The 22,533-nt window shown below is 64.3% G+C and carries 29 protein-coding genes; 10 read left to right on the top strand and 19 right to left on the bottom strand.

Annotated elements, in window-relative coordinates; genetic code table 11:
* Positions 1-2 precede the first annotated feature (2 nt).
* From C479_RS07270 to C479_RS16770, 4 genes are all read right to left on the bottom strand, one after another.
* Positions 3-1,145 (bottom strand): M24 family metallopeptidase, encoded by a 1,143-nt coding sequence (locus tag C479_RS07270; protein WP_007700186.1) that lies wholly within the window; start codon positions 1,143-1,145, stop codon positions 3-5.
* Positions 1,142-3,019: a UvrD-helicase domain-containing protein gene (locus tag C479_RS07265; protein ID WP_007700183.1), complete on the bottom strand. Its 1,878-nt coding sequence runs from the start codon at positions 3,017-3,019 to the stop codon at positions 1,142-1,144. The genes C479_RS07270 and C479_RS07265 overlap by 4 nt, the downstream gene beginning before the upstream one ends.
* A 135-nt stretch (positions 3,020-3,154) precedes the next feature.
* A complete protein-coding gene (locus tag C479_RS16495) occupies positions 3,155-3,313 on the bottom strand; it encodes a DUF7563 family protein (protein WP_007700181.1) in 159 nt (52 codons plus the stop codon).
* A gap of 121 nt (positions 3,314-3,434) precedes the next feature.
* A complete protein-coding gene (locus C479_RS16770) occupies positions 3,435-3,617 on the bottom strand; it encodes an HVO_0416 family zinc finger protein (RefSeq protein WP_083893845.1) in 183 nt (60 codons plus the stop codon).
* A gap of 174 nt (positions 3,618-3,791) precedes the next feature.
* On the opposite strand from C479_RS16770, the gene ubaA reads away from it, so the two are divergent.
* Entirely contained in the window at positions 3,792-4,616 is an 825-nt protein-coding gene (gene ubaA, locus C479_RS07260) for an SAMP-activating enzyme E1 (protein WP_007700178.1), read from the top strand.
* A 43-nt stretch (positions 4,617-4,659) separates the two neighbouring features.
* On the opposite strand, the gene C479_RS07255 is transcribed toward ubaA, so the two are convergent.
* The 4 genes from C479_RS07255 to C479_RS07240 all read right to left on the bottom strand — a co-directional run bounded on the left by C479_RS07255 (position 4,660) and on the right by C479_RS07240 (position 6,702).
* Entirely contained in the window at positions 4,660-4,962 is a 303-nt protein-coding gene (locus C479_RS07255; RefSeq protein WP_007700177.1) for a HalOD1 output domain-containing protein, read from the bottom strand.
* A 132-nt stretch (positions 4,963-5,094) separates the two neighbouring features.
* Entirely contained in the window at positions 5,095-6,030 is a 936-nt protein-coding gene (locus C479_RS07250) for a cobalamin-binding protein (RefSeq protein ID WP_007700175.1), read from the bottom strand.
* A gap of 31 nt (positions 6,031-6,061) precedes the next feature.
* The gene (locus C479_RS07245) at positions 6,062-6,445 is read right to left on the bottom strand and encodes a type II toxin-antitoxin system VapC family toxin (RefSeq protein ID WP_007700173.1); all 384 of its coding nucleotides are present in this window, start codon (positions 6,443-6,445) and stop codon (positions 6,062-6,064) included.
* Positions 6,442-6,702, bottom strand: coding sequence for a hypothetical protein (locus C479_RS07240; protein ID WP_007700170.1), 261 nt, complete (start codon positions 6,700-6,702; stop codon positions 6,442-6,444). Before C479_RS07240 ends, C479_RS07245 begins: the two co-directional genes overlap by 4 nt.
* 199 nt (positions 6,703-6,901) lie before the next feature.
* Between C479_RS07240 and C479_RS07235 the strand changes: the two genes are divergently transcribed.
* Entirely contained in the window at positions 6,902-7,897 is a 996-nt protein-coding gene (locus tag C479_RS07235; protein WP_007700168.1) for an arsenic resistance protein, read from the top strand.
* A gap of 11 nt (positions 7,898-7,908) precedes the next feature.
* On the opposite strand, the gene C479_RS07230 is transcribed toward C479_RS07235, so the two are convergent.
* From C479_RS07230 to C479_RS07215, 4 genes are all read right to left on the bottom strand, one after another.
* Positions 7,909-8,667 carry a GIDE domain-containing protein gene (locus C479_RS07230; protein ID WP_007700166.1) on the bottom strand — a complete coding sequence of 253 codons (759 nt, stop codon included), beginning with the start codon at positions 8,665-8,667 and terminating at the stop codon, positions 7,909-7,911.
* Between the two features lie 216 nt (positions 8,668-8,883).
* Positions 8,884-10,155 carry a hypothetical protein gene (locus tag C479_RS07225; protein WP_007700163.1) on the bottom strand — a complete coding sequence of 424 codons (1,272 nt, stop codon included), beginning with the start codon at positions 10,153-10,155 and terminating at the stop codon, positions 8,884-8,886.
* Positions 10,156-10,190: 35 nt separating this feature from the next.
* Positions 10,191-10,436 carry a hypothetical protein gene (locus C479_RS07220; RefSeq protein ID WP_152415835.1) on the bottom strand — a complete coding sequence of 82 codons (246 nt, stop codon included), beginning with the start codon at positions 10,434-10,436 and terminating at the stop codon, positions 10,191-10,193.
* Between the two features lie 172 nt (positions 10,437-10,608).
* Entirely contained in the window at positions 10,609-10,914 is a 306-nt protein-coding gene (locus C479_RS07215) for a hypothetical protein (RefSeq protein WP_007700152.1), read from the bottom strand.
* Positions 10,915-11,064: 150 nt separating this feature from the next.
* Here C479_RS07215 and C479_RS07210 point away from each other — a divergent pair, with 150 nt between their 5' ends.
* From C479_RS07210 to C479_RS07185, 6 genes are all read left to right on the top strand, one after another.
* Entirely contained in the window at positions 11,065-11,433 is a 369-nt protein-coding gene (locus C479_RS07210) for a winged helix-turn-helix transcriptional regulator (protein ID WP_007700149.1), read from the top strand.
* Positions 11,434-11,970: 537 nt separating this feature from the next.
* Positions 11,971-12,564: a GNAT family N-acetyltransferase gene (locus C479_RS07205; protein ID WP_007700146.1), complete on the top strand. Its 594-nt coding sequence runs from the start codon at positions 11,971-11,973 to the stop codon at positions 12,562-12,564.
* 413 nt (positions 12,565-12,977) lie between these two features.
* On the top strand, positions 12,978-13,151 hold the full coding sequence (locus tag C479_RS16235) for a hypothetical protein (RefSeq protein WP_161607164.1): 174 nt from the start codon (positions 12,978-12,980) through the stop codon (positions 13,149-13,151).
* A gap of 85 nt (positions 13,152-13,236) precedes the next feature.
* Complete coding sequence (locus C479_RS07195; protein WP_007700141.1) at positions 13,237-13,506, top strand: hypothetical protein; 270 nt, start codon at positions 13,237-13,239, stop codon at positions 13,504-13,506.
* Between the two features lie 171 nt (positions 13,507-13,677).
* Positions 13,678-13,848: a hypothetical protein gene (locus tag C479_RS16490; RefSeq protein WP_169317774.1), complete on the top strand. Its 171-nt coding sequence runs from the start codon at positions 13,678-13,680 to the stop codon at positions 13,846-13,848.
* 425 nt (positions 13,849-14,273) lie between these two features.
* A complete protein-coding gene (locus C479_RS07185) occupies positions 14,274-14,501 on the top strand; it encodes a hypothetical protein (RefSeq protein ID WP_007700136.1) in 228 nt (75 codons plus the stop codon).
* 592 nt (positions 14,502-15,093) lie between these two features.
* Here the strand turns inward: C479_RS07185 and C479_RS07180 are convergent.
* The 4 genes from C479_RS07180 to C479_RS07170 form a co-directional block, all read right to left on the bottom strand.
* Positions 15,094-15,366 (bottom strand): hypothetical protein, encoded by a 273-nt coding sequence (locus C479_RS07180; protein WP_007700134.1) that lies wholly within the window; start codon positions 15,364-15,366, stop codon positions 15,094-15,096.
* 216 nt (positions 15,367-15,582) lie between these two features.
* Positions 15,583-15,801: a hypothetical protein gene (locus tag C479_RS15815; protein WP_083893841.1), complete on the bottom strand. Its 219-nt coding sequence runs from the start codon at positions 15,799-15,801 to the stop codon at positions 15,583-15,585.
* Between the two features lie 252 nt (positions 15,802-16,053).
* On the bottom strand, positions 16,054-16,251 hold the full coding sequence (locus C479_RS07175) for a helix-turn-helix transcriptional regulator (RefSeq protein WP_007700131.1): 198 nt from the start codon (positions 16,249-16,251) through the stop codon (positions 16,054-16,056).
* 3 nt (positions 16,252-16,254) lie between these two features.
* Entirely contained in the window at positions 16,255-16,650 is a 396-nt protein-coding gene (locus C479_RS07170; RefSeq protein WP_007700128.1) for a hypothetical protein, read from the bottom strand.
* Positions 16,651-16,891: 241 nt separating this feature from the next.
* Between C479_RS07170 and C479_RS07165 the strand changes: the two genes are divergently transcribed.
* Entirely contained in the window at positions 16,892-18,586 is a 1,695-nt protein-coding gene (locus C479_RS07165) for an oligosaccharide flippase family protein (protein WP_007700125.1), read from the top strand.
* A gap of 71 nt (positions 18,587-18,657) precedes the next feature.
* Here the strand turns inward: C479_RS07165 and C479_RS07160 are convergent, their stop codons facing one another.
* Complete coding sequence (locus C479_RS07160) at positions 18,658-19,737, bottom strand: DUF7350 domain-containing protein (RefSeq protein WP_152415834.1); 1,080 nt, start codon at positions 19,735-19,737, stop codon at positions 18,658-18,660.
* A 267-nt stretch (positions 19,738-20,004) separates the two neighbouring features.
* Here C479_RS07160 and C479_RS07155 point away from each other — a divergent pair, with 267 nt between their 5' ends.
* Entirely contained in the window at positions 20,005-21,291 is a 1,287-nt protein-coding gene (locus C479_RS07155; RefSeq protein ID WP_007700120.1) for a DUF7405 family protein, read from the top strand.
* A gap of 70 nt (positions 21,292-21,361) precedes the next feature.
* Here the strand turns inward: C479_RS07155 and C479_RS07150 are convergent, their stop codons facing one another.
* Both C479_RS07150 and C479_RS07145 read right to left on the bottom strand, forming a co-directional pair.
* Entirely contained in the window at positions 21,362-21,799 is a 438-nt protein-coding gene (locus C479_RS07150) for an ester cyclase (protein WP_007700117.1), read from the bottom strand.
* A 228-nt stretch (positions 21,800-22,027) separates the two neighbouring features.
* A partial coding sequence (locus C479_RS07145) for an SDR family oxidoreductase (RefSeq protein ID WP_007700113.1) occupies positions 22,028-22,533 on the bottom strand: 506 nt, incomplete at its 5' end.

The following is a 22,533-nucleotide window of genomic DNA, read 5'->3' as shown; positions in this document are numbered from 1 at the left end:
TATCACGCCGTCGGCGGGTCGCTGCGCTCTGTGAGCGCGACCGGATCGAGCGTGCGACTCGGCCGCGAGAGCCACTCGACATCGTCCCCATCGATTGTGAGGAGGTCGGCGAGGACGACCTCGCGGCCGTCGGGGGCCGGCACACACGCCTCGAGCGCGACGACGGCCCCCGCCGTGACCTCGTGAGCCGGGCGAACGGGCCGTTCGCCGACGGTGAGACCCACGCCGCCGACGCTCGCCGTCGCCTCCCGCTCGAAGCCGAAGGAGCCGGCCTCGGCAGCGAGTTCGACTTCGACCTCGCGAACGGCCGCGGCGTCGGCCGTGAGCATCGTGGCCGCCGACCGGAGGGCGCTCTCGACGGCGACGTGCGCGCGTCGTTCCCAGCCACCGTCGGTGTCCGGCACGAGCGTCCGCGCGAGATAGCCCCGGTAGCTGCCCGGCCCGCGCGGTGCCAGCCGGACGACGAGCGCGTCGCCGGACTGGATGGGTCGCTCGGGCTTGGCCCCGGTGACGCTCGTCGCTCCCGCGGGGCGTGCCCCGGCGGCGACGATCACGGCATCGATCTCGCGGCGCAGCCGGTCGGTCGTGAGCGGTCCGTCTGCAGTCTGAAGTCCGTCGGCGGTCGCTGTCGCGTCGACGAGCACCTCGCCGGCCCGGCGGAGGCCCGCGACGGCGGCTCGCTGGGCGGTTTCGATCCGGGCACGGGCCACGGCTCCCTTTCGTTCGCGAGCCAGGTCGATGGCGTCGGTGGAGGCGAGTTCGAACCCCGCCCGCTCGACGTACAGCGCCGCGTCGTGGGGGATCGACGCCGGGGCGAGCAGCGTTTCGCCGTCGGGGAGCGCTGTCGACAGTCGCTTCGCGAGCGTCGCAGCCGGCCGATCGGCGTCCGCCGGTGAGACGACGAGGACGTCGTCGGGGACGACGGCGACGGCCCAGGGATCGTTCGCTTGGCCGTCGAGCGGGGAGCCGCCGGCCGCGTCGAGCGGTATTTCGAGATCGGCCGTGTCCACGTCGGGTGCCGTGTGGTCGTCCCGGCTTGCGAGCAGATAGTGAATGCCGGGATCCGGCCGTGGGCCGGCGTGGACGAGTCCGGCTGCTTCCTCGCTCTCGAGCGCCGATCGAATCGCCGCGAGCGCTTCCGTCACGGCGCTTCGGCTTCGAGTTCCTGCGGGCGCTGGGCCTCCTCGACGAGTTCCTCGAGGCTCTGGTCCGTGAGCTCGTTGTTCAGCAGAACGTCGATCGGCAGCGTGGGGGCGCCGTCGACCAGATTTTCGAGCAGGACGAGCCGTTCGCGAGCCCGGGACATTCCGACGTAGAAGACGCGCCGTTCGTTGTCGGTGAGGACTGGGACGGGTGAGGTGGTTTTGGTGAACTCTTCGACGCCGGGGATGTCGGTGACGCCACCCGTACCGTCGCCTGAGCGATCCTCGATGGTGGCGACCATCTGCTCGACGACCTTCTCGGTGAGGTCGGTGCCGACGAAGACGTGGTCGGCCTCGCGACCTTTCGCGGAGTGGATGGTACCGACGCGGACCCGGTCGGTGTCCATCCCGCGGTACTCGCCGATGTTGAAGTAGGCCTTGACGGACTTCTTCTGGAAGCTGGTCACCTTCCGGAGCATGTCCGATGCGGACGCTTTGTCGGGCATGAACGGGACGTGCTCGTCGATCACCGAGGCAGGGACGGTGACCGCCTCCAGGTCGTCGACGCCAGCCTCCTCCTGCAACTCGTCGATCTCGTCGAAGAGGGCGTCGCGCTCGTTGGTGCCGAACGCCGAGTCCTGGAGCATGTCGGCGAGTCGGCGCGCCTCCAGCCCGTCGATGTCCTCGTCCTCGCTGATGGCCTCGACGGCGCGGACGTACTGGGTCAGGCGGTCGGTCCACATCCGCTGGTCGGTCAGGGCGGTGAAGGGGACACCTTCGGTGATGAACTCGTCGATGAACTGGAACATCTGGTAGCGCGCCCGGAAGAGCAGCATGATCGTGCCGTCGTCTTCGACGAGGGCGCGCCGGACCATCCGGACGACGTCGAGCATGGACTTGTTCGTCTCCGCCTCGACGACGCCGCCTTCCTTGCGCGGGTTGAGGTCCTTGTCCTGGCGGACGTCGATGTGGCGGATCTCACGGTTGACGGCGTTCAACACGTTCGATGGCAGGCGGTAGGAGTTCGGGAGGACGACGTCTTCGTCGACTTCCTCGTCCAGGAGGAGCGCGGGATCGGCGCCCTGCCAGGAGTAGACGACCTGGTCGTCGTCGCCGGCGATCAGCACCTGATCGACGTGGGGTTTCCACTCCTCGTAGACGTCGTACTGCAGGGTGGTGATGTCCTGAAACTCGTCGATGACGAGGTAGTCGACGTTCGGGACGAGCGAGCGCTGTTCGACTCGCTCTAACATGTCCGCGAAGCCGATCTTGCCCTCCTGGCCCTTGTAGTTGCGCCAGCCACGGATGGCCTCGGGGACGTCGATTCGGTCGTCGTCGCTCGGCCAGGTCGGGGTGTACTTGTTGCCCTCCTGGGCGTTATCGTCGATCTCCGGCGGCAGGCGAACCTCCTCGTCGTCCCACTGGAAGGGGACGTCGTACCAGTCGGAGACGTCTCGGCTGGTCCGCTGGAGCCACTGACTCGTCGCGATGATCTTGTTCCCGATGGTCGTCGAGCGGGCGGTCCGGCGGCCGGCGCCGCTGTACTCGTCCTCGTACTCGATGCCGTACTCCTCACAGAAGTCCTCCTTGTCGGACTCGCCGATGACGTCGCCGCGCGAGAGGTCGAGCAGCTCGTAGGCCTTCGCGTGCATCGTACAGACGTTGCCCTGCAGCGAGCGGGGGTTCTCGTCTAAGCGCTCGGCGAGACGCTCGCGGACCTCCTGGGCGGCAGCACGGGTGTAGGAGACGACGAGAATGTCGCGGAACGTGACGTCGTCGGCCTCGAGAATCTCTTCGACGTGGTCGAGCAGCGCAGTCGTCTTCCCGCTGCCCGGCCCACCGAAGAGGCGCGTCACCGTCGTGTCGCTTGCGGTCATTGTCACCGTACAGGAGCGCGTCCCCCATAAGTGACGTGGGTTTCGTTCGAACCGACGGTGACTGAATCGTCGGGCACGTTCGACTGTGCTCCTGATTCTCGGGGGCCGTTCCCAGTCACCCCTGTGGACGACCGGTCACGCTCCGCGCGTCGACCGCGCTTGCCGGACGTCGGCCCCGTCGCGAACCATGTCGGGGCAGTCCGGACAGACACGCGGTTGGTCCTCCTCGGGCGGCGTGAACACTCTGACGTACGTGTCGGTGACGAACGACCCGCAGTTCTGGCATTCCTCCATGCGTAGCTCGTCTACACGTCTGTAATTCTTGCTATTAGTAATACCGATCGTTGAAACAGCTATTTTCGTTAAGGTCTAAAACGCGGGTCGGCGCGTTTACGGCTCAGTACAGCCACAGGGGCTATCGGGCCGGTGTCCACCCACAGACGGTGCAGGACGTGGCGGCTTCGTCGTGGAGACCGCCACAGTCCGGGCATTGCTTCTTCCGCCGGTTCTGATCCCAGCCTACGGGCTCGGTCTCGTGACCGCGGTCCGTCAAAAACTGGTCGAACACGTCGTCGGCACCAGTGGGAGTGGCTCCCATAGGCATGGGTTCACATCACACGATAATAAATCTGGGGGGTGTTTCGAAATAGTCGCGTTTTGGGCGCTGTATGGTGCGTATTCGGCCGATACAACTGTGGAGTCACGGACCCGCCAATACTGCTGTTGAGTCACGGACCCGCCAGCTTTTGGCCCGCCGCCGCCAACGGTGGGTATGAGCGACCTCTCGCTCGACGCGATGCAGCTTGATCGCTACTCGCGTCACGTCATCATGGACGAGGTGGGGCCAGCCGGGCAGGCGGCGCTGCTCGACGGGTCCGTGCTCGTCGTCGGTGCGGGTGGGCTCGGCTCGCCGGTCGTACAGTACCTCGCGGCGGCTGGCGTCGGCCGACTGGGAATCGTCGACGACGACGTCGTCGAACGCTCGAACCTCCAGCGCCAGATCGTCCACGCCGACGCCGATGTCGGCCGCCCGAAGGTCGAGAGTGCCGCCGCGTACGTCCGGAACCTGAACCCCGACGTCACCGTCGAGACCTACGAGACGCGACTCGCTGCCGGCTCGATCGACGAGATCGCCGCAGGCTACGACGTGCTCTGCGACGCCAGCGACAACTTCGCGACGCGCTATCTCTGTAACGACTACTGCGTCCTTACGGACACGCCACTCTCCCACGGTGCGATCTACCGCTTCGAGGGGCAGGTGATCACGATCGATCCCGGCGGAGACGGGCCGTGCTACCGCTGTCTCTTCCCCCAGGCGCCGGAGCCGGGGACCGTCCCCGACTGCGCGACGACCGGCGTGCTGGGCGTCCTGCCCGGGACCGTCGGCTGTCTCCAGGCGACGGAGGTCATCAAGCAACTGACGGGCATCGGCGAGGCGCTGACCGGCCGGCTGCTCATGTACGACGCCGCGGACATGTCGGTCGAGACGGTCCCGGTCCACCGCTCGCCCGACTGTCCCGTCTGCGGCGAGTCCGCCACGATCGACTCGCTCGACGAGGTTACCTACGAGGCGCGGTGTACGATTCCGGCGAAATAGCGCCGGAAACGGTGCCACTGCTGTCCTCGAACCCCTCCACCGCTCACCCGACGCGATAGTTCTCGACCGGTTCGAACCGTGCGTTTCCGTCTTGCTCGACGGTGATCCGGTAGCCGTTGTAGGTGAACGTAATCTGTACGTCCGCTTCGTCGGCCGGCGGATTGGAGTACAGGTGTTCGAGGATGTGGTCGATGCAGCCGTACAACGGGGTCAACTCCTCTACGGGCACGTCTTCGATCTCGGCGAGCGCCGAGACGACCGCGACGTTCGGATCGATCTGGTCGGTGTCGAACTCTCTGGTGGCGGTTCTCGGCTCGGCTCCATCCCGATCGTCGGTCCCCATCATCGGTGCCGTTCACGGTCGCGAGTCGCTTAAGTAGGCGACCGATACAAAACGCGATTGACACCCAGCGAGGGGCCCTGCCCCCGCCGTCAGGGGGCTACGGGAACTGCGCCATCGATCCGGAAACCGCCTGTCTCATGCGCTCGGCCCGGTCTGTAGCGCCGAGAGCGGCCGGGCCACGCTCGCGTCCGGGGTGTCGTCTGCGTCGAACCGGTCGGGATGGAGGAGACGGGCGATCGTCTCAGCGGCATCGACGAGCCGTGGGCCGGGTCGATTGAGGTAGTGGTTGCCGTCTACCGCCCAGACGCGACCACCTTCCACGGCCGCGAGCTCGCCCCAGCCCGGGCGGTCGGTGAGGTCTCCGAGGTTCTCGGCGGTCTGTGCGAGGTCGTAGCCGCAGGGCGCGACGACGAGGGCGTCGGGGTCGGCCGAGCGCAGTTCGGCCCACTCGCGCGGGCGCGAATCCGACCCGGCCTCAGCCAGTTCGTAGCGCCCGCCGGCGATCTCGACCAGTTCCGGGACCCAGTGGGCCGCGACCATGACGGGGTCCGTCCAGTCGAAGACGGCGACGCTCGGCCGGGCGTCGGGTTCGTCCGGTGTGCGTTCGCGGACGGCCTCGAGACGTGCTTCGAGGTCGGCGCGAACCGTCCGGGCGCGGTCAGCCCGCCCCAATACGTGCCCGAGTCGTTCCAGGTCGTCGAACACCCCGGCCACCGTGTGGGAATCGATCGTGACGATTTCCGGCTCCGCATCGATTCGCTCGACTGCGTCCGCGACGAGCACGGTGTCGACCGCGCAGACGTCGCAGACGCCCTGCGTGACGATCACGTCGGGATCGAGCCGCTCGATCGTCTCGGCGTCGACGTCGTAGACGCCGCCGTCGGTGTCGGCGTCCAGCACCTGTCGATCGATCTCGGCGGTCGATGCCTCGGTGTCGATCGCCGCACTGGTGATGCGTGGTCGATCCGCGACTCGCGGCGGGTAGTCACAGCTGTGAGAGACGCCGACCGGGTCGACCCCGAGGGCGGCGACCAGTTCCGTCGCGGAGGGGAGTGTCGTCACGACGCGCATACGCGGCGATTCGTCGGGTGGGTGGAAAGGCTCATGGGTCGTCGGCCGTCGCTTCGATGGCGATTCGTTCGTCGGTTACGTCGTCGATTGATTTGTCAGACGAGATTATCCGGTCATCCGCTGCGTAGGCGACGTGGTACGCGTCAAACGCGGTGAGTCCATCCTGGTCCATGTACTCGGCCGCCTGGAAGAGGACGTCCTCGTCTTCGGGCACCGTTGCGATTTCCAGTGCATGTGTGAGCGCCTCCATTCGATCGAAGTCGAACCGATCGGAGATCATGAGCAGTTCGACCAGTGTTGCCCGCGATGTGTAGATCTGGCCAGCATGCTCGGTCGCGATGGTCGCTGCCCGCTCTTGCAGCCAGTCGGCGTCTTTCACTAGTGCGATGAAGAAATCTGTATCGGCGTAGATCATCGGTCCGTCTCGGCTACGTCGGCTGTCGCTTCGTCCCGGGCGGCCTCCCGAGATTCGCGTTTGATCTCTTTGATTGACTTCTCGTCGAATGCATCGCCGACGGCGTCACGGAGCCCTTCGATGGGGTCGTCGGCGATAGGGATCAACTCTACCCGTTCGTCGAGTTCGACGACGCGGTACCGGTCGCCGTGCTTTTCCCGGATTTCGTGGGGGATAACGATTCTGCCCCGGTCGTCCGCGACGGCCGTTTTGCTCATACGAGTGAGTAGTGTGGGAACGAACAAAAAGATTCCCACAGCTACCCACTGGTACAGGGTCTGTGCGAATTCTGGCGGCTGGTGCACTGATTCTGTAGGGGCTGTTTTTCACCGTCGACATCCGTTTTCGAGCGCCATCGTTCGACGCAACGCTGCCCGGATCGCCAGCGGTTTGGGCTCTCCCTTCAACATTTGCCCTGTGAACACGCGAGACTGGCTCCGGACCCACCAGGTCGCCGTCTACACCGTGAGCGTCGCGCTCGCCGTCGGGTTCGGGGTCGGTCTTCCCGCGGCCGCCCCGCTGTTCGAGCGGGTACTTACCCCTGTGCTTGCGATCCTGCTGTACGTCACGTTCCTCGAAATCCCGTTCACGAGGTTTCGCCGTGCGTTCACGAACGTCCGGTTCATGGCGACCGCGCTCGGGATGAACTTCCTCGTCGTGCCGATCGTCGTCTTCGCGCTGACGCGCGTTCTCCCGCAGGAGTCGGTCGTCCTCGTCGGGGTGTGTCTGGTGCTGTTGACGCCGTGTGTCGACTACGTGATCGCGTTCACCGATCTCGCGGGCGGGGACGCCGAACAGGTCACCGCCGCGACGCCGGCGCTCTTACTCGTCCAGTTCCTGGCGCTCCCGGGCTACCTGTGGCTGTTCGTCGGTCCCGAATTCGCGGCCATCATCAGGGCGGGCCCGTTCGTCGAGGCGTTCTTCTTTCTCATCGTGCTTCCGTTGACCCTCGCGTGGGCCACCGACCTGTGGGCGACCCGCTCCGACGCCGGCGACCGGTGGCAGGACACGATGGGCTGGCTTCCCGTCCCGATGATGGGGGCAACCCTGCTGGTCGTGATCGCCTCCCAGCTCCCCCGCGTCGAAGCGTCGATCGGCCAGATCGCGGTTGTCGTTCCCGTCTACGTCGCGTTTCTCGTCGTCATGCCACTGCTCGGCCGTCTCGCCGCGAGCGCGGTCGGACTGGACGTGGGTGCGGCCCGCGCGCTCGTTTTCACTGCGGTGACGCGGAACTCCCTGGTCGTGCTCCCGCTAGCACTCGCCTTGCCGGCGGGCTACGAACTCGTGCCGGCGATCGTCGTCACGCAGACACTCGTCGAACTCGTCGGGATGGTCGTCCTCACCCGGGTCGTGCCGGCGTGGCTCGTTCGCTCGGCACCGGACCACGCTCGGAGTCCGTTCCCGGGCACCTGATCGCGTCGCACTCAAACAGGAAGCCACGGCAGGATCGCGACGGCGGTGCCGACGAGCGCGAGGAGGCCACCGAACGCGAGAGAGATGAGTCCGCCCTGCGTCCGCTCCTCGATCAGTTCGCGCTCGGGTCTGTTCGAGAGGACGAACTCGCCGGATTCCGTGGGTTCGTCGATCACGTAGTCCGCCCGATCCCACCCGGCCGCCGTCTCTCGCGCCGCCCCCAGCACGTAGCCGTCGTCGCCCGGTTCGAGTACGCCTTCCGTGTAGCGCCTGCGCTCACCGACGGTCACTGGCCCCAGGCTCTGCCGGTCGGGAATTTCGAGTGTGGGTTCGTTTTCGACGTAGCGTCGCACGGCCGCCGGCGGTTCGTCGTCGACGCCGACCTCGATTTCGCTTCCCTCGAGATCCAGTTCGCCCGCGGGCGGACGGTCGACCGGCACCTCGCCGGTTCCGTCGTCGACGAGCAACGACTCGGTCCACTCGTCCGCGAAGATCGTGTTCCAGGACCCATCCTGGCGCTCCTCGACCTCGACGCTGACGGCCAGCGCTTCGGTCGCCGAGAATGGCGACTCCATCGCGGTCGCGTCGTCGGCGGGACGAACGGTTCCCTTCACCTCGACCGGTCCGGGTGTGAGATCCCGGATCGCCGTCGTCTCGGTCTCGGCGATCACCCCGCCCTCGGCGCGCTCACCGTACCCGTGGTACATCGTGATGCCACCGGCGACGACGAAGACCAGCCCGAAAACCGAGACGATCGCGTTCTCTAACATGCTCACCTCTCGAAACCGGAGCCGGAAGAACCCGGTGGTGTAATCTCGCTAGTAGGTTCTCCCGTCGTGTTCGCTTCTACTTGCGGGCAGAAAGGGTGTCGTCCTGTCGCGACCCGTGCGTCGAGATCGATGGGGCGACCTCGCGTGCGACAGCCGTATCTGGAGGCTGAACCGGCGCTTCCGCTTCGACGAGCTAGCCGAGACGGCGCTTCCCCGTCAGGAGCCGTCGGCGACGAGGGAGACGATCGTTGGGATCGCGTCCGCATCCGCCGCCGCGCTACGGTATCGCAGTGCTGCCCGATCGAGTTCGGTCTGCCATTCCGCCGTCTCGTACGATCTGACGTTCTCTTGCAGGTGATCGAGCGACGAATCGGCCAGCTCGACGTTCTGAATCGTCCGTCGCAGCAAATGGGCACCGAGGGGATCGGTGCCGACTGCGTCGGCGGTCGTCGAGAGGCGATCGCTCGCGGATCGCTTTTCGGCCACGAGTTCTCCAACGTCGTCGAGTAGTCCGATGTCGGCGTCACCGAGCTCTCCCCAGCCGGGAACGTCGTCGAACTCGGCGAGCGTTTCGGCGACTGTCGCCCACTCGGCCTGGATGGACACCGCCAATGCGAGTCGTCCGTCGCTCTTGGCGTCGTCTGGTTCGTACCGGTGATCCATTTGAGCCGCTCTCCATCGGCCGGAGGCCCAGGTATTCATGCCGTGTTCGTCCTCCCACTGGACGCCATCGGTCGCCGATTCGATGCGCTCGGCGAGTCGGTCGTTGCACGCTTCGAGGGCCTCGGTCCGGTCGACAGTGTCGTCGGTCGCGAGCACTTCCTGGAACCACTCGGCGTCGTGCAGTGCGACCCGTCCGGTCGCGACACGCTCCCAGGCCATCGCCGAATTGGAGCGGTCGCCCGCCATATACTCTGGTGCGTTGGTGTACCGTGACTCCGCGCTGTGGGTGAGCGATTCTGCGTGGCTGGCCTGGACGACGGTGCGAGTGAGCGACTCGCCGACGTACGACGTATCGAACGCGTCGAGCTCCTCACCGAGGGTTTTGTGGGCATCACGCAGTTCGTCGCTTCCAAGCCCCTCCGCTGGTTCGAGGTGGTTCCCACGGGCCATGGCACTCGAGGCGACCGCGAGTCTGTACGCTGTGAGGGCCTCGTGGCGATCGGCACTGGCTTCGATCTCGTCGGGAGCGTTTCCCGCGAGATCCTCGTTCGCGTTTTCGAGGTGTTCCGCCTCTGCTTCCATCTCCGGGAGTTTGCGCTCCGTCGTTTCCACGTGCTCGCGGGCCCACGAGTAGGCGGCGTCGAGGTGGGCGTCGGTCACCGTCACCGGATTCGCCACGGTCGGGACCGTGACCTTGAGCGTCGTCTCGATCGCGTCGACATCGTCCCGCCGTCGGAGCCACCGGCGGTTCCAGTAGGCGATGCCGGCGCCGCCGAGCCCGACGCCACCCGCTACTTTGAGGACGGTCCGCCTGCTGGGACGCATGTATTAGTGGCGTTTCACGAAGACAGTAAATCTTGTCACTGACGACGGTTGCGCATATCGAGTATCGCCAGGCCGCCGAACCCGACGGCCATCGTGAGCGCGAGACACAGCACCGTGATGCCGTACTCGCCCAGCCCGGTGGCACCGGCAGCCGCGGCAAGCCGGTATCCGAGCAGCACTCCCAGTATGGCCAGTACCGCCCCACCGAGAGGGACGTACCACGGATTGTTCCACTCCGTGTTGTCGAACCGGGTCAGTCGGCTCTTCATTCCTCCTTTCATATCTTGGTGTATGGGGGAATTGCATTAAAATCCAGGTAGGGACGGTCGAGTGGGGTATGGTTCACCCGTCAGTTCGTCCGGTGGCCCTCGGTGTGATGGCAGGACCGAGGCTATCTGCCGGTTTCGTCGCCGTTCACTCGGCTTCGTCGGGTATCGAGACCATTGTGATTCGTCAGGGGTCGTACGAACAGCTGTCGCCGCACCCCTCCGTGCATTCGCACCCGCCCTCGCCGTTCTCGTCGCAGCAACTCCACTGTTGGCACGTGATAAGGGCCCCAGCAAGTCCGACGGTGCCGACCAGTGTTGCAGGCACCGACCCAAGGAGGGGAACCGTGATCACACCGTTTCCGAGGATGCCAATACTGACGCCAGCGAGAATGCCAGCGAGAACCATCAGGAACCCGCGTTCGCCGAACATGTCTCTGATGTAGGCCACGAGAAGGCCCACAATCGACGATGGATTCGTCTGTGAGTCCATACGCTGACTTCCCGCTACGATTCTAATAAGCGTCAGCGAAGCTCACACTGATGGGGTTAACATACCTGAGTAGGTTAGGGCATAGTTACCCCCATGGGGCTACCGAGCATCGGTATCGTAATAGGTCTGGCACTAAAATCGGGCACCCAAATGAGCCGGAGAATCGAGGAAGACCACTGCGTTGCGTCGTGGTGCGCCGACGACGAGTGGTGTTCCGTGACGTGTACGGCCCACCTCATCGGGCAAAAGTGGCACCCCGTCATCATTCACCGACTCCTCGACCATGGCCCGCTCGGTTTCAACGCGTTGAAGGACGACATCGAGTCGATCTCCAGCACCGTTCTCTCGACCAGTCTCGAAGATTTAGAAGAAAACGGACTGGTGAACCGACGGATCGTGAGCGAGAAACCGTTCCGTGTCGAGTATTCGTTGACCGACCGGGGTTCGTCACTCGAATCCGTTATCACGTCGATGGGCGAGTGGGGAGATAAGCATCTCAGGGAATCGTCCTGTAACTGACACCCTGGTTCTACTCACGGTGCCCGGATAGTTGGCTTTTTACGTTGATTTGTTACCGCTGGTCGTACTATGGTCCTCGACTGTAGTTGCCGATGTGGTCGTTGGACAGGAGATAGATTGCGACCGCTGGCAGCTGACTCCTTGGACTTTTCGGCATCGGTGTCGGATCGCCGCGACGGGGCTAGTCCTGGCGGGCTGGCACCGACGAACTCGGTGCGTAACTCGTCGTCGGCGAGGGCCGATGGCTCGGACTCGGCCGTCTGGTCGCGGAACCGGCCGCGTTGCTCACATGGGGGTGAACACGATCATGTCCCGCCTGCATCGATCGATCCTCGATTTCACAGACCGTCGTACGTGGCGCGCTGCGTCTCCCCCGGCCGTCACCGATCCGCCGAGCCGGTGTCGGAACTGATTTGCTGACCAGAGCTGCTGGATTCAGCGGCGGGGCATCGTTCGGTTTGGCCCGGCCCCGAGACCCACTCGCTCGGCGGGTGTGTGGGCTCAATACTGATTACGCTCGGTTGCGAGTAGGGTGCTATGTTCCCCGAACGTATCGAGACCGAGCGCCTCCAGCTCGACCGGATTTCCCACGACACTGTCGACGTGTTTGCCCTTCACGAGTTCTACAGCGACGGAGCGGACGTCGACGAGATGTTCGAGTACTGGGATTCGTCGCCCCACGAGACGGTAAAAGAGACGCACGACTACGTCGACGAGGCCGAGCGGTCGTGGGACGAGGGAGACGGAGCGAAGTACGTTATTCGTCCGACGGACGGGGAAGACGGCGCGGGCGTCATCGCCGGAACGACGGGATTGTATCCGCACTGGGACAAACGGCTCGCCAACCTCGGAATCATCCTCGGGACGCGATTCTGGGGGCGCGGATACGCCGGTGAACGAGCCGATGCGATCCTCGCCGTCGCGTTCGATCAGCTCGACTTGGAACTCGTCGTCGCCGCGCACATCGATGGTAACGAAAAGTCACGAAAGGCGATCGAAACGTACGTCGACCGGTACGACGGTCGGTACGAGGGCCGACTGCGGAATTGGCTGCCGCTGGCTGACACCGTGGCCGACGTGCACAGATACACCATCTCCCGAGACGAGTACGTCGCGGCGACCGAGCGTTGACCTCCTACGGCTTCAGCAGTGGATAATACCCTCGTAGTTCGGTCTAAACCATCTGAATCGAGGGGGACGCATAGAATCAGGGTGCGTTGGAGGGCTCGGGGTCGACGTCGTCCGGGACCGGGAACTGGTGGAGCTGAAGGGCTTCGACCACGTTTTCGAGCCCGCCGCCTTCGTCTCTCCCTGGCTGGTAACCCCGGCCGATTCGTCGCGAGCGACGAACCAGTTGTCGCTGCGCGTGACGGTGATCGTGTCGCCGTCAACGTCGGGAACGGGTACGCCCATGCCTCTCTCGATGGGAGTGGAGCCGTGGGTCCGTCTGGCGAACGAACTCGCGCTACTCCCTGCTGGGAGCTGAGTCACCTCCCTCCCGATAAAACGATGATTCTTTTACCCTTTCCGTCTTATTCTCCCACATGTTCTCGCGCGACACGAAAGAAACCGCGTTCCTCGTCGCCGTCGCTGTGCTGAGCTTTCTCGCAGCCAGTGCCCTCGAAGCCCCCGATGTCGTGGCCTGGGGTCTCCTCATCGGTATCGGTGGCGTGGGCCCGCTCGTCCGCGACGAGTGGCGCCGGCGGCAGGACACGTGACGAGTCGATCTCTCGATGCGCACACCGGTTGTTCCGTGACCGGCCACGCAACTATCAAGCCAAACGGGGTGCAACAGACCCAACGATGCTGAGCGCTCGTCTCTGGTATGCGTCGATCGCCGTCTGTGGTGCCATTCTTGGAGGAATGGGGCTCTCCAGCGTCGTCTCCGGACGGATCGCGCTCGTCCCGGTTTCCCTCTCGATTGGCGGGGTCGGAATGATTGCAGGAGTGATCTACGACGTGTTCATCTCGTCTTCCTCCCTCGATACTATGCCGGATACGCGGGCCGTCTGGATTACGATCGTGATGGCCGCCATCGGTGGTCTCGCTGGGATTTGGGCTCTGGTGGGGTAGTCCCGAACTCTCCATCAACCGGGTCCACTTTCACGAACCGCTTTGCAGAATCCCCCAGTTCTGAGAAACCCGTAGAACACGCTAGGTATGGCGTCGTCTGCGGTCAGTACAGGCAACTCGCGTGCCAGTAGATCTTCTGGGTTTATCTCACTGCAATCCCAGAGACAGCACGTGTCTGACGAGGAAGACGGTCAACTAGATTCGAATAAGATGGCGCTGGGAATAGCGTTCGGACCGCTACTGGGAGTCGCTCTTGGGCTCGCGCTGGGTGATATCGCGATAGGGATTTCGATCGGTATGAGTCTCGGTATCTGTCTCGGGTTGGCGTGGGGCCTCACGTAGTGTACCACCACGCACGAGGACGTGAACAGCCGGTGTACTCGCACGAGTAGTGAGCGCGTTTCTCCGAAGACGGCGCAAGCAGTCGGTTTCCGTGCGTCCGCCCGGGAACAAGTCTAATACTTTCTTCTACCCAACCGGTAATTATATTGCACTTCACGTTGACGTACTGAACGGAAGCCACGCGCTCCAACGAGTGTACGGGGACAGCCGCTTGCGGAAATGTCCCGGGTGGAACCAGCACCCGAGACGTGGCTTCCAAATCCCGATGAGAGATTTGTCCACCATGATACGAAACCCACCATCGAGACAAAAAGGTCTCGCACAGCAGCGGTACAGTCAGCCGAAGCGCTACCCCGAATTCGTCTGGGATTCTAAATTGATCGAGGATCTCGTCCTACGATTCGGCAATTTGAAGGTGAACTGAGATGGGTCGCTACGACTTCGACGAGCCGCGGCCGGACGACCCGTGCCCACGATGCGGGCAGGACCTGGCGACGACGTACTCGGCGTCCGTTCGGGCGGTCCACGAGGGGCCGCTGTCGGAGCGGTACGCGGATGCGGAGAGACGGCTGTGCGTGGACTGCATCGCGGCGATCGGGTTACTGGAGTTCGATACGGGGCGGGTGTCCAGGGGTGATCCGGAGTCGGTTTGAGGGGCACCAGCCGCTTGGTGCTGTTGAAATCCGCCGTAAGTGCGAGTTTTTGACTCAGGTGCGGTCAATACAGGGTATGTAGAGAACAAGGCAGTCGAGTGAGAACGGAGGTCAGGAATTGTGCAATGGTTCTTCACAAAAGCGACAGGTATCCCTGTTTGTTTCCTCTATTGCACGGCAATTGGGACACTTGCTGAGGCCTTCTGACCGTATTGTCGATCGCGTTGTCGTATGACTTTCCACACCTGCTTTGTCCCGTCCGATATTAAAGTAGAGCAATAGCCCAACAATTCCCCCAAACAACACCGTAAGACTCCACAGCAAAGCACTGTGAGAGCTGTAGGTTGTTGCATCGTACCAGATCCAGATGCTCACACATAGCCACGTAAATGCCAAGAGGATCAAGAGTGACACGAATGTAGTTCAATAGTAATTAGGCTACAATAAATCTGTTGTGGAAGCTTAGTACTTTATCGGGGGTTTCATGAATACATTGGTAAACACGGTCTATAGTCGGTAGGGGCTTCAATGCTCTGTTCGCACGTGTAGTGTGCAGTAGATTCACCGGACCTGCTCTCTAAGCTACTCTCTTTCAGTCTGTTATGGCGGGGCCACTCCGCGGATTCTCAAGCTGGAACTCGAGCTCCGTCAGCCGACACTCGTGGGCGAGCAGCATCGAAATCAGGTGCGTCGTCATCGGATCGGGGTGGTTCTGCATGCCGCCAGCGTCGGCGAAGTTTCGAACCTGATCGATGAGTTGCTGGAACTGGTCCTGGTGCTGCCTGCGGAGTGCCCGGTGATACGTCGACCACTCGGTTTCGAACGCGCGGACCGTGTTTCGGTAGGTGGGATTGGTCTTTCCCATACTCCCTGTCACCGCCAGGAACCGGATAAGTGACGGAGTACTGTTTCGGAAATTCCGATTCTAGGTCGGATGTTCCTCGGAAAGTTAGATAACTTGGGTATTGGATACGGAATATAAAGTCATCACGGCCGACTCGTTCGTGTCGGACGGGCTCTGTTGAAACCCGCTTGGGTCGCTACCAGTGTGCTGAAAGCGTGTTTAGTACCTCGTGCATAGTTATCGAGAACCGCGTAGGCGTAGATACACCCCACTGAAGAGGAAGATCGTTGCCACCAGCAATAGCCCTCCGCTCAGCACGTTTCTCAGAACCCCGGAAACCCCGGGACTTTCCACAATTCCGAAGGTGCCCTGAAATACTACTGACTGAATTACCAAAGCCAGCCCTCCAATCGATAGCAACAGCCGTAAATTTCTCTCATTTTGGTCGGCGCTCATACTTCCAAAATAGATAGTAAGATGATAAAATCTTTTGTAGTATCTCTCTGTTCGGTTGGCCTCCTGTATTGACCGCTGGCTGGTCAGCAGACATCTTTCTCTACGGGTTTCACCAGCGTCATCGAACCGAATATTTTGAACGTATCGCTCAGCAGCCTTGCGCACTGATCGGGAGAATACGATTGTGCTGGCGCGGCCAGACACCAATAGTGGTGCACACCGCTTCCTCACGTCGACCGACCGATCGGTCTCCTACTCACCGGTGTAGGTGAACAGGTCCTCGATCGAGCACTCGAAGTGTTCGGCAAGTTTGAACGCGAGTTCGAGCGACGGATCGTACCGTTCGGCTTCGATCGCGTTGATGGTCTGGCGGGTGACGCCGACTTCCGTCGCGAGGGCTTCCTGTGTCAGATCGTGCTTCGCGCGGTAGACCTTCAGTTCGTTTTCCATGAGTCACTCCACGTACCGGTAGTAGACGAAGTACGACCCGTAGGCGAACAGGCCGACCCAGACGTAGATCGTGCTGGCGTGCTCCGACGGCAAGACGGAAAACCCCATGTCGACGACGATGACGGACAGCAGGATCCAGAACGCGTTGAGTCCAACCTTTCCGTACAGTTTTTCGGTTCGCTCGTCACCCAGGGCGCGCCGGTCGCGACCCGCGGAGATGGCCCGATAGCCGAAGAACGTGAGGATCCCGAACGGAACGAGCGCACCGAGGTAGCTGATCGGCGACGCGTCGGTGTACCAGAGCGCACCGGCGGTTCCGAGTAAGATCAGTACCGCCCCGGCGAGCATCAGGTAGCCCATCTGCGTCTGCCGCTTGATGTTGTGCGGAACGTCGCTCATGCGACCACCTTCGCTCGGAACCGTGCGTCGCCATCCTGCCCGTCGATTCTCTCGGGGATGTCTGTGATCACCGACATTGTGGAAAGGATGTTTTCCATAATGGGGAACGAACCTTCCATCAACTTAAGACTTGCCTGCGGCCGATACGGTCGGCACAGTCGAGCCCCGTCTCACGGCGAAGGTACCCGCTTTCGCGCGCCTTTTCCGGCGGGGGTGGCTCCCTCGACGTAGAATCGAGACCGTGAGCGACGACGGACCTCCAACTGAACGAATCGCAATCACCGACGGATCACGGACCGCCGACGCGACCGATGTCGACCACTCGGCCGACGATTCTGCCCGAGCCGATACGACCGGGGCCGGCGACGTGCTCGCCGATGAGCGCCCGGCCCACGACGTGCCGACGGCCGACGAGGCAGTCCCGGCCGACGAGCGTGACGCGCTCCTCTCGATCGCCCACGGCGCGGTCGTGACCGGCGGCGGGGTGTCGGTCAAGCGCGGCCTCTCCATCTGGATCGAGGCCATTCTCACGCGCGGGCTGGGACCGGAACTCTACGGCGTCTACGCGTTCGGCTGGCGCCTCACCACGATGGCGCTCCGCTTTGCGAATCTGGGCGCCGACATGACGCTCCTGCGGGATCTGCCGGCGTTCGCGGACGAACCGGAGCGCCAGCGCCGCTCGCTGGGGCTGGCGTACCTGTCGACGCTCGTCACGTCGCTCCTCATCGCCGCACTGCTCTTCCTCGCCGCGGAGCCGATCAACGCGGCGACGATCGACCAGCCGGCGTTTCCCGAGGCGATCCGCCTCTTCGGCGTCTTACTGGTCCTCCTCGCGATGGTGCGGATGCACGCCACGGCGCTCAAGGCGGCGAAGTCGGCCAACGGCGAGGTACTCCTCAACCGGATCCTCCGCCCGGCCGTCCGGCTGGTCGCGGCGGCCGCGGCGGTGGGCCTCGGCTACTCCGTGGTCGGCGTCGTCGGAGCGCTCGTCGTCACCGTCGGGGCCCTCGCAGTGGTGGCCTACCCCGTCACGATCGGGACGATCGGTGTCCGACCGACGGTTCGCGGCCTGCGCTCGGAGGCCCGGCACTTCTTCGATCACGCGGTCCCGAGCGCGCTCTCCGGCGTCGGGCGGCTGATCCGCACGCGCGTCGACGTGATCCTGATCGGCGTGTTACTCACCGCGACGGCCGCGGGGATCTACAACGTCGTCCTCGTACTCGTCGGCCTCGCGGCGATCCCGCTGATCGCGTTCAACCAGTTGATGCCGCCCGTCGCGTCGGACCTCTACGCTCGCGGTCGGGTGGCGACGCTGAACGACGTCTACACCACAGTGACGCGGCTCATCGTCACTGCGACGGTGCCGCTGATCGCCGTCCTCGCCGTCTTCGGCGGGGACCTACTCGCGATCTTCGGCCCGCAATACACCCGTGGCTACGAGATCCTTCTCGTCTTCCTCGTCGGCCGGTTCGTCGGCAACGCCGTCGGGGCGACGGGGATCCTCCTCTCGATGACGAACAACCACTACCCGAAGATGTGGCTGGAGTGGCTCCTGGCCGTCATGAACCTCACGCTCACGACGCTGTTCGTTCTCCAGTTCGGCCTGATCGGTGCGGCCCTGGGGACCAGCGTCGCCATCGGCGTGCAGAACTTCTTGCAGGTGCTCCTACTCCGGCGGTTCGAGGGCCTGTGGCCGTTCGACGCGACCTTCCTCGCCCCGCTCGGCGCCGGGGTCGCGATGGCCGGCGTCATGATCGGCGTTCGTTCGGCCCTCGACGGCTGGATCGCGGTCGGGTTGGGCACGCTAGTCGGACTCGTCACCTTCGGCGGCGTCATCGCGCTGTTCGGTTCGAACCCGCGTGATCGGCTCGTCGTCGGTGAACTCGCCAGCCACTATCGCCGGACGGTGAGCGCCGCGATCGCTGCCGTTCGGTGAGCGCGCACTCGGCCTTCGCTCCGCGTCGTGTCCATGCGCTGTGCGGACCTCGCTGTCGGGTAGCCGGCGATTCACACGGTGAACTCGACGTCGGCCATCGCGAGGAACGCGGTTTCGTACCCTTCGTGGCGGGCGACCTGCGGGGGTGTGTCGATCGACAGCGTGACGGTGTCGCCCGCCTCGACACCCTCGATCGCGGTCCCGTAGTGGAACGCGAGGTCGGGGTCGAGTGTCGCCCGGAGCGACTCGTCGGCGACGACCGGCTCTTCGTTGCGCGTGATCGTCGCTGACACCGCCATGAAGGGGAGCGGAAAGTGGTTGTAGGGCGTCCGCGGCGAGACGGCGAGGTACCTTCCGGCTGTCCCGTCGGCGCCGAGCCGATCGCCGTCGTCGACGACCGTCGCGACGAACCTGGCGTCGCCGCTCGTCGCGTCGCCGAGAACGGTCCCGGGAAGCCGCTTCTTCGGGGGGACCGTCGAGGCCGGTCCGTCCATCGTCGCCGGGGGCGCCACCCCTTTCTGGCCCTGCTCGTCCGGATACTCGCGGACGGTGACGCCGTCGCGCGCGTCACGAGTGTAGTCGAACGTGATCGCGGCGGTGGCTGGTTCGTCGAACTGGTCGGCGAAGTCGCCAGTCCGTCGGACCGTGAGGGGGTCCAGCCGGACAGTGGCCGTGTACGTCCCGTCGTCGGGAAACGGCACGTTGTCGCCGAAGTGGGCGCCCATGGTCTGGCTGAGCATCGGCCAGAGCGCCCGCTGGTCGACGACGTCCCCGTCTCGTGTGAGTTCGATCGTGGGACTCCCGACCGGCACGACGACCCTGGTTACTGGATCCCAGACGGTCAGCATGAGGTGGGCCGAACCCGGGTCTTGCACGTACACTCGCTCCGCCTCGTCGCCGCTGACGGTCCAGAACCGGTGTGGGTAACTGTACGAGAGGGCGACTGCGTAGGGCCCGGCCCGGGCCATTCCGGCCATCTCCATCCCCTCCGTGTGCGTCGGGACGTACACCGCGTCCGGCCGATCGTCGACGACCGGTGGCTCGCGTGGGCGGTCTTCCGACTGAAACAGCGACGTCACCGACTCTGCACACCCCGCTGTCAGCACACTCGCGAACGCAGCGCCCGCCCCGACGAACTCCCGTCGCTCCATCGGCGGTACTTCCCGACCAGTCAGCATACGAATTGTGATTCGAACGTGTCGTGGGTGGCGCCTCGGCTGTCGATCACCGCCGCGAATCGAGTCGGTCTCCAACCGCCGCGAACCGAGCCGGTCCACACCGGTTCCGCCCGCCCGCCATCCGCCAATTTTACGTTCGCCAGCCGCCAACGAGGAGCTAGAACTGGTCGACGGGACGGCACCGCGAGGCGATCGCCGCGCCGAGCCGTTCCCGAACGACTACCCCAGGAACCACGTCCGATGGTCTCTCCCTCACACGACTCCCTCTCGCGTCGCGACTTCGCCAGAGCCGCCGTCGCCATCGGTGGGTCTGCGGCACTCTCGGCCTGCCTCGAACGCGAATCGCAGGTCGACGTACCGCAGGGACCCGACGACCTCTCGGGGCTCCCCTCGCGTCAACACGCGTGGAACGAGCGACTCGCGACGGACGAGTACGGGAACCACCTCCCACCGCGCCACCGTGTGCTTCTCCTGCTCGACTACGCGGACGACGGCGAGCCGACCGCAGCCGATCGAGAGACGGTCGAGGACGCGTTCCGCACCCTGGAACGCGCGTACGAGCGGAGTCACGACGGCCTCCTCTTTACGGTGAGTTACGCCCCGTCGTACTTCGATCGATTCGACGCGTCGGTACCCGATTCGGTCGACCTGCGAGAACCCGAGGCGCTCGCCCCCTTCGAGGACCCGGCGCTCGACCGCCCGGACGCGGTCGTCCATCTGGCCAGCGATCACGGCTCCGTCGTCCTAGCGGCCGAGGAAGCGTTGCGCGGTGAACTGGACGAACTCAACGGCGTCGCAGTCGAGGCGACGCTCGATGGCGTCTTCGAGCGAGTGGATCGACGAACGGGCTTCGTCGGCGAGGGCCTCCCCGCCGAGAACCAGGACGTGTCGGACGTTCCCGACTCCGACCCGGTGCCCGAAGAGTCGCCGATGTACATGGGCTTCAAGTCCGGCTTCGAGAAGAACCAGGCCAGCGAGGATCGCGTGACGATCCGGGAGGGCCCCTTCGCCGGCGGGACGACCCAGCAACTCTCGCTCCTCCGCCTGAATCTCCACCAGTGGTACGAACAGGACACCCGCGACCAGCGAGTCTCGAAGATGTTCTGTCCCGCCCACGCCGCCGACGACCGCGTCGAGGGCGCCGGCCACAATCTCGGCGCGTCGAGCGGACTCGGGAACTGCCCCGCCCACGCCGGGGACGACGCCCGGGAGCACGGCACGGTCGGTCACTCACAGAAGGCGGCCCGGGCGCGTGAGGACGATTCGCCGCTGCTCCTCCGGCGCGATTTCGACTCGACCGACGACGATCGGGCCACTCTCCACTTTCTCTCACTGCAGCGGCGGATCGGTGACTTCGTCGACACCCGGACGGCCATGAACGGTACCGATATCGCGGAGACGTCGGCGGTCGGCCAGCGGTTGAACAACGGCATCCTGCAGTACGTGACCGTCGAACGACGGGGCAACTTCCTGCTCCCGCCGCGGGAGGTGCGCGCCCTGCCGACACCGACTGCCGACTCGAACTGATCGCCGTTCGGTCGGGAGCCGTGCCAGGAGTCCGTTTCGTTCGTCGGGCGCTCGCTCGGGCGAGCAGGATCTACTCGACGGGCGAGTCGACGACGCCGAGCTGTTCCAGTAGTCCGAGCGAGTCCGGGTTGACCCACCGTTCGACGATCTTCCCCTCCTCGATGCGAGTGAATACCATATTCTGCACGTCGAACGTCTCACCGGTCGGGTCGATCCCCATGAAGTCTCCCTGGTGGGTTCCGCGAAGCCGGACCCGCATCGCGACGGTGTCCCCTTCGGCGACGATCTCTTCGACGGTGGCTTCGAGGTCGGGAAACGCCTCGAGGAACGTTCGCATCTGTTCTTTGTCTTCTTCCGGTCCGTGCGATTCGACGCCGAACGGCCCGTGCTCGACGAAGTCGTCCGCGTGGAGCTCGTCGATGCGGTCGAGATCCCGTTCCGTGGCGACTTCCTCGGGGTATCGGCGGGCGATTCGCTTGTTTTCCGCTGTATCTGTTGCTGATGCCATAATTAGTCCTCCGTATGCGCCGACCCGATACGGCCTCCAGTCTGTCGTTTCCGCGAGACCGTCCCGCATCGTGGGCGCAGGGTCAACGCACGTCGCCGAGCACGGTAAAACGTTACCCGGGCGCCGCATGCTTCGGGGGCGGCCGGGAGCGCCACGGCGAATGGCGGATGGACTTCCCGTGTGGGTGGAATTCGCCCGGGGCCCTCCGTTTCGACACTCGGGCCGGTGTTACTGAACGGAGTACCCGCCGTCCACCGTGAGCGGTTGACCGGTGACGTACGAGGCGTCGTCCGAGCACAGCCAGACGACTGCCGCAGCGATCTCTTCGGGTTCGCCGAGTCTGTCTGCCGGGATCGCGGCGATCGTCTGCTCCATCGAGTCCGGGTCCTCTTCGCTCGAGCGCTGGACCATCGGGGTGTCGATCACGCCCGGCAGGACCGCGTTCACCCGGAGCCCGTCGGCGCTGAACTCGACGGCCGCCGACCGCGTCAGTCCGACGACGCCGTGTTTGCTGGCGACGTACGGACTCAGATTCGGAAAGCCAAGGATACCGGCGATAGAGGCCGTGTTCACGATGGCGCCGCCACCGTCTTCGAGCATGACCGGTATCTCCTCGCGCATCGCGTAGAAGACCCCACCCAGGTTGATCCCGAGCACGCGCTCCCAGTTTTCGTTCCCCTGATCGGGGAAGCCGACCTGTTCGCCCTCTATCCCCTGTCTCTTATACACATCTC

It is taken from the genome of Halovivax asiaticus JCM 14624 (assembly GCF_000337515.1).
GTDB classification, from domain to species: Archaea; Halobacteriota; Halobacteria; order Halobacteriales; family Natrialbaceae; genus Halovivax; species Halovivax asiaticus.
This window is presented reverse-complemented; position numbering and strand designations above follow the sequence as displayed.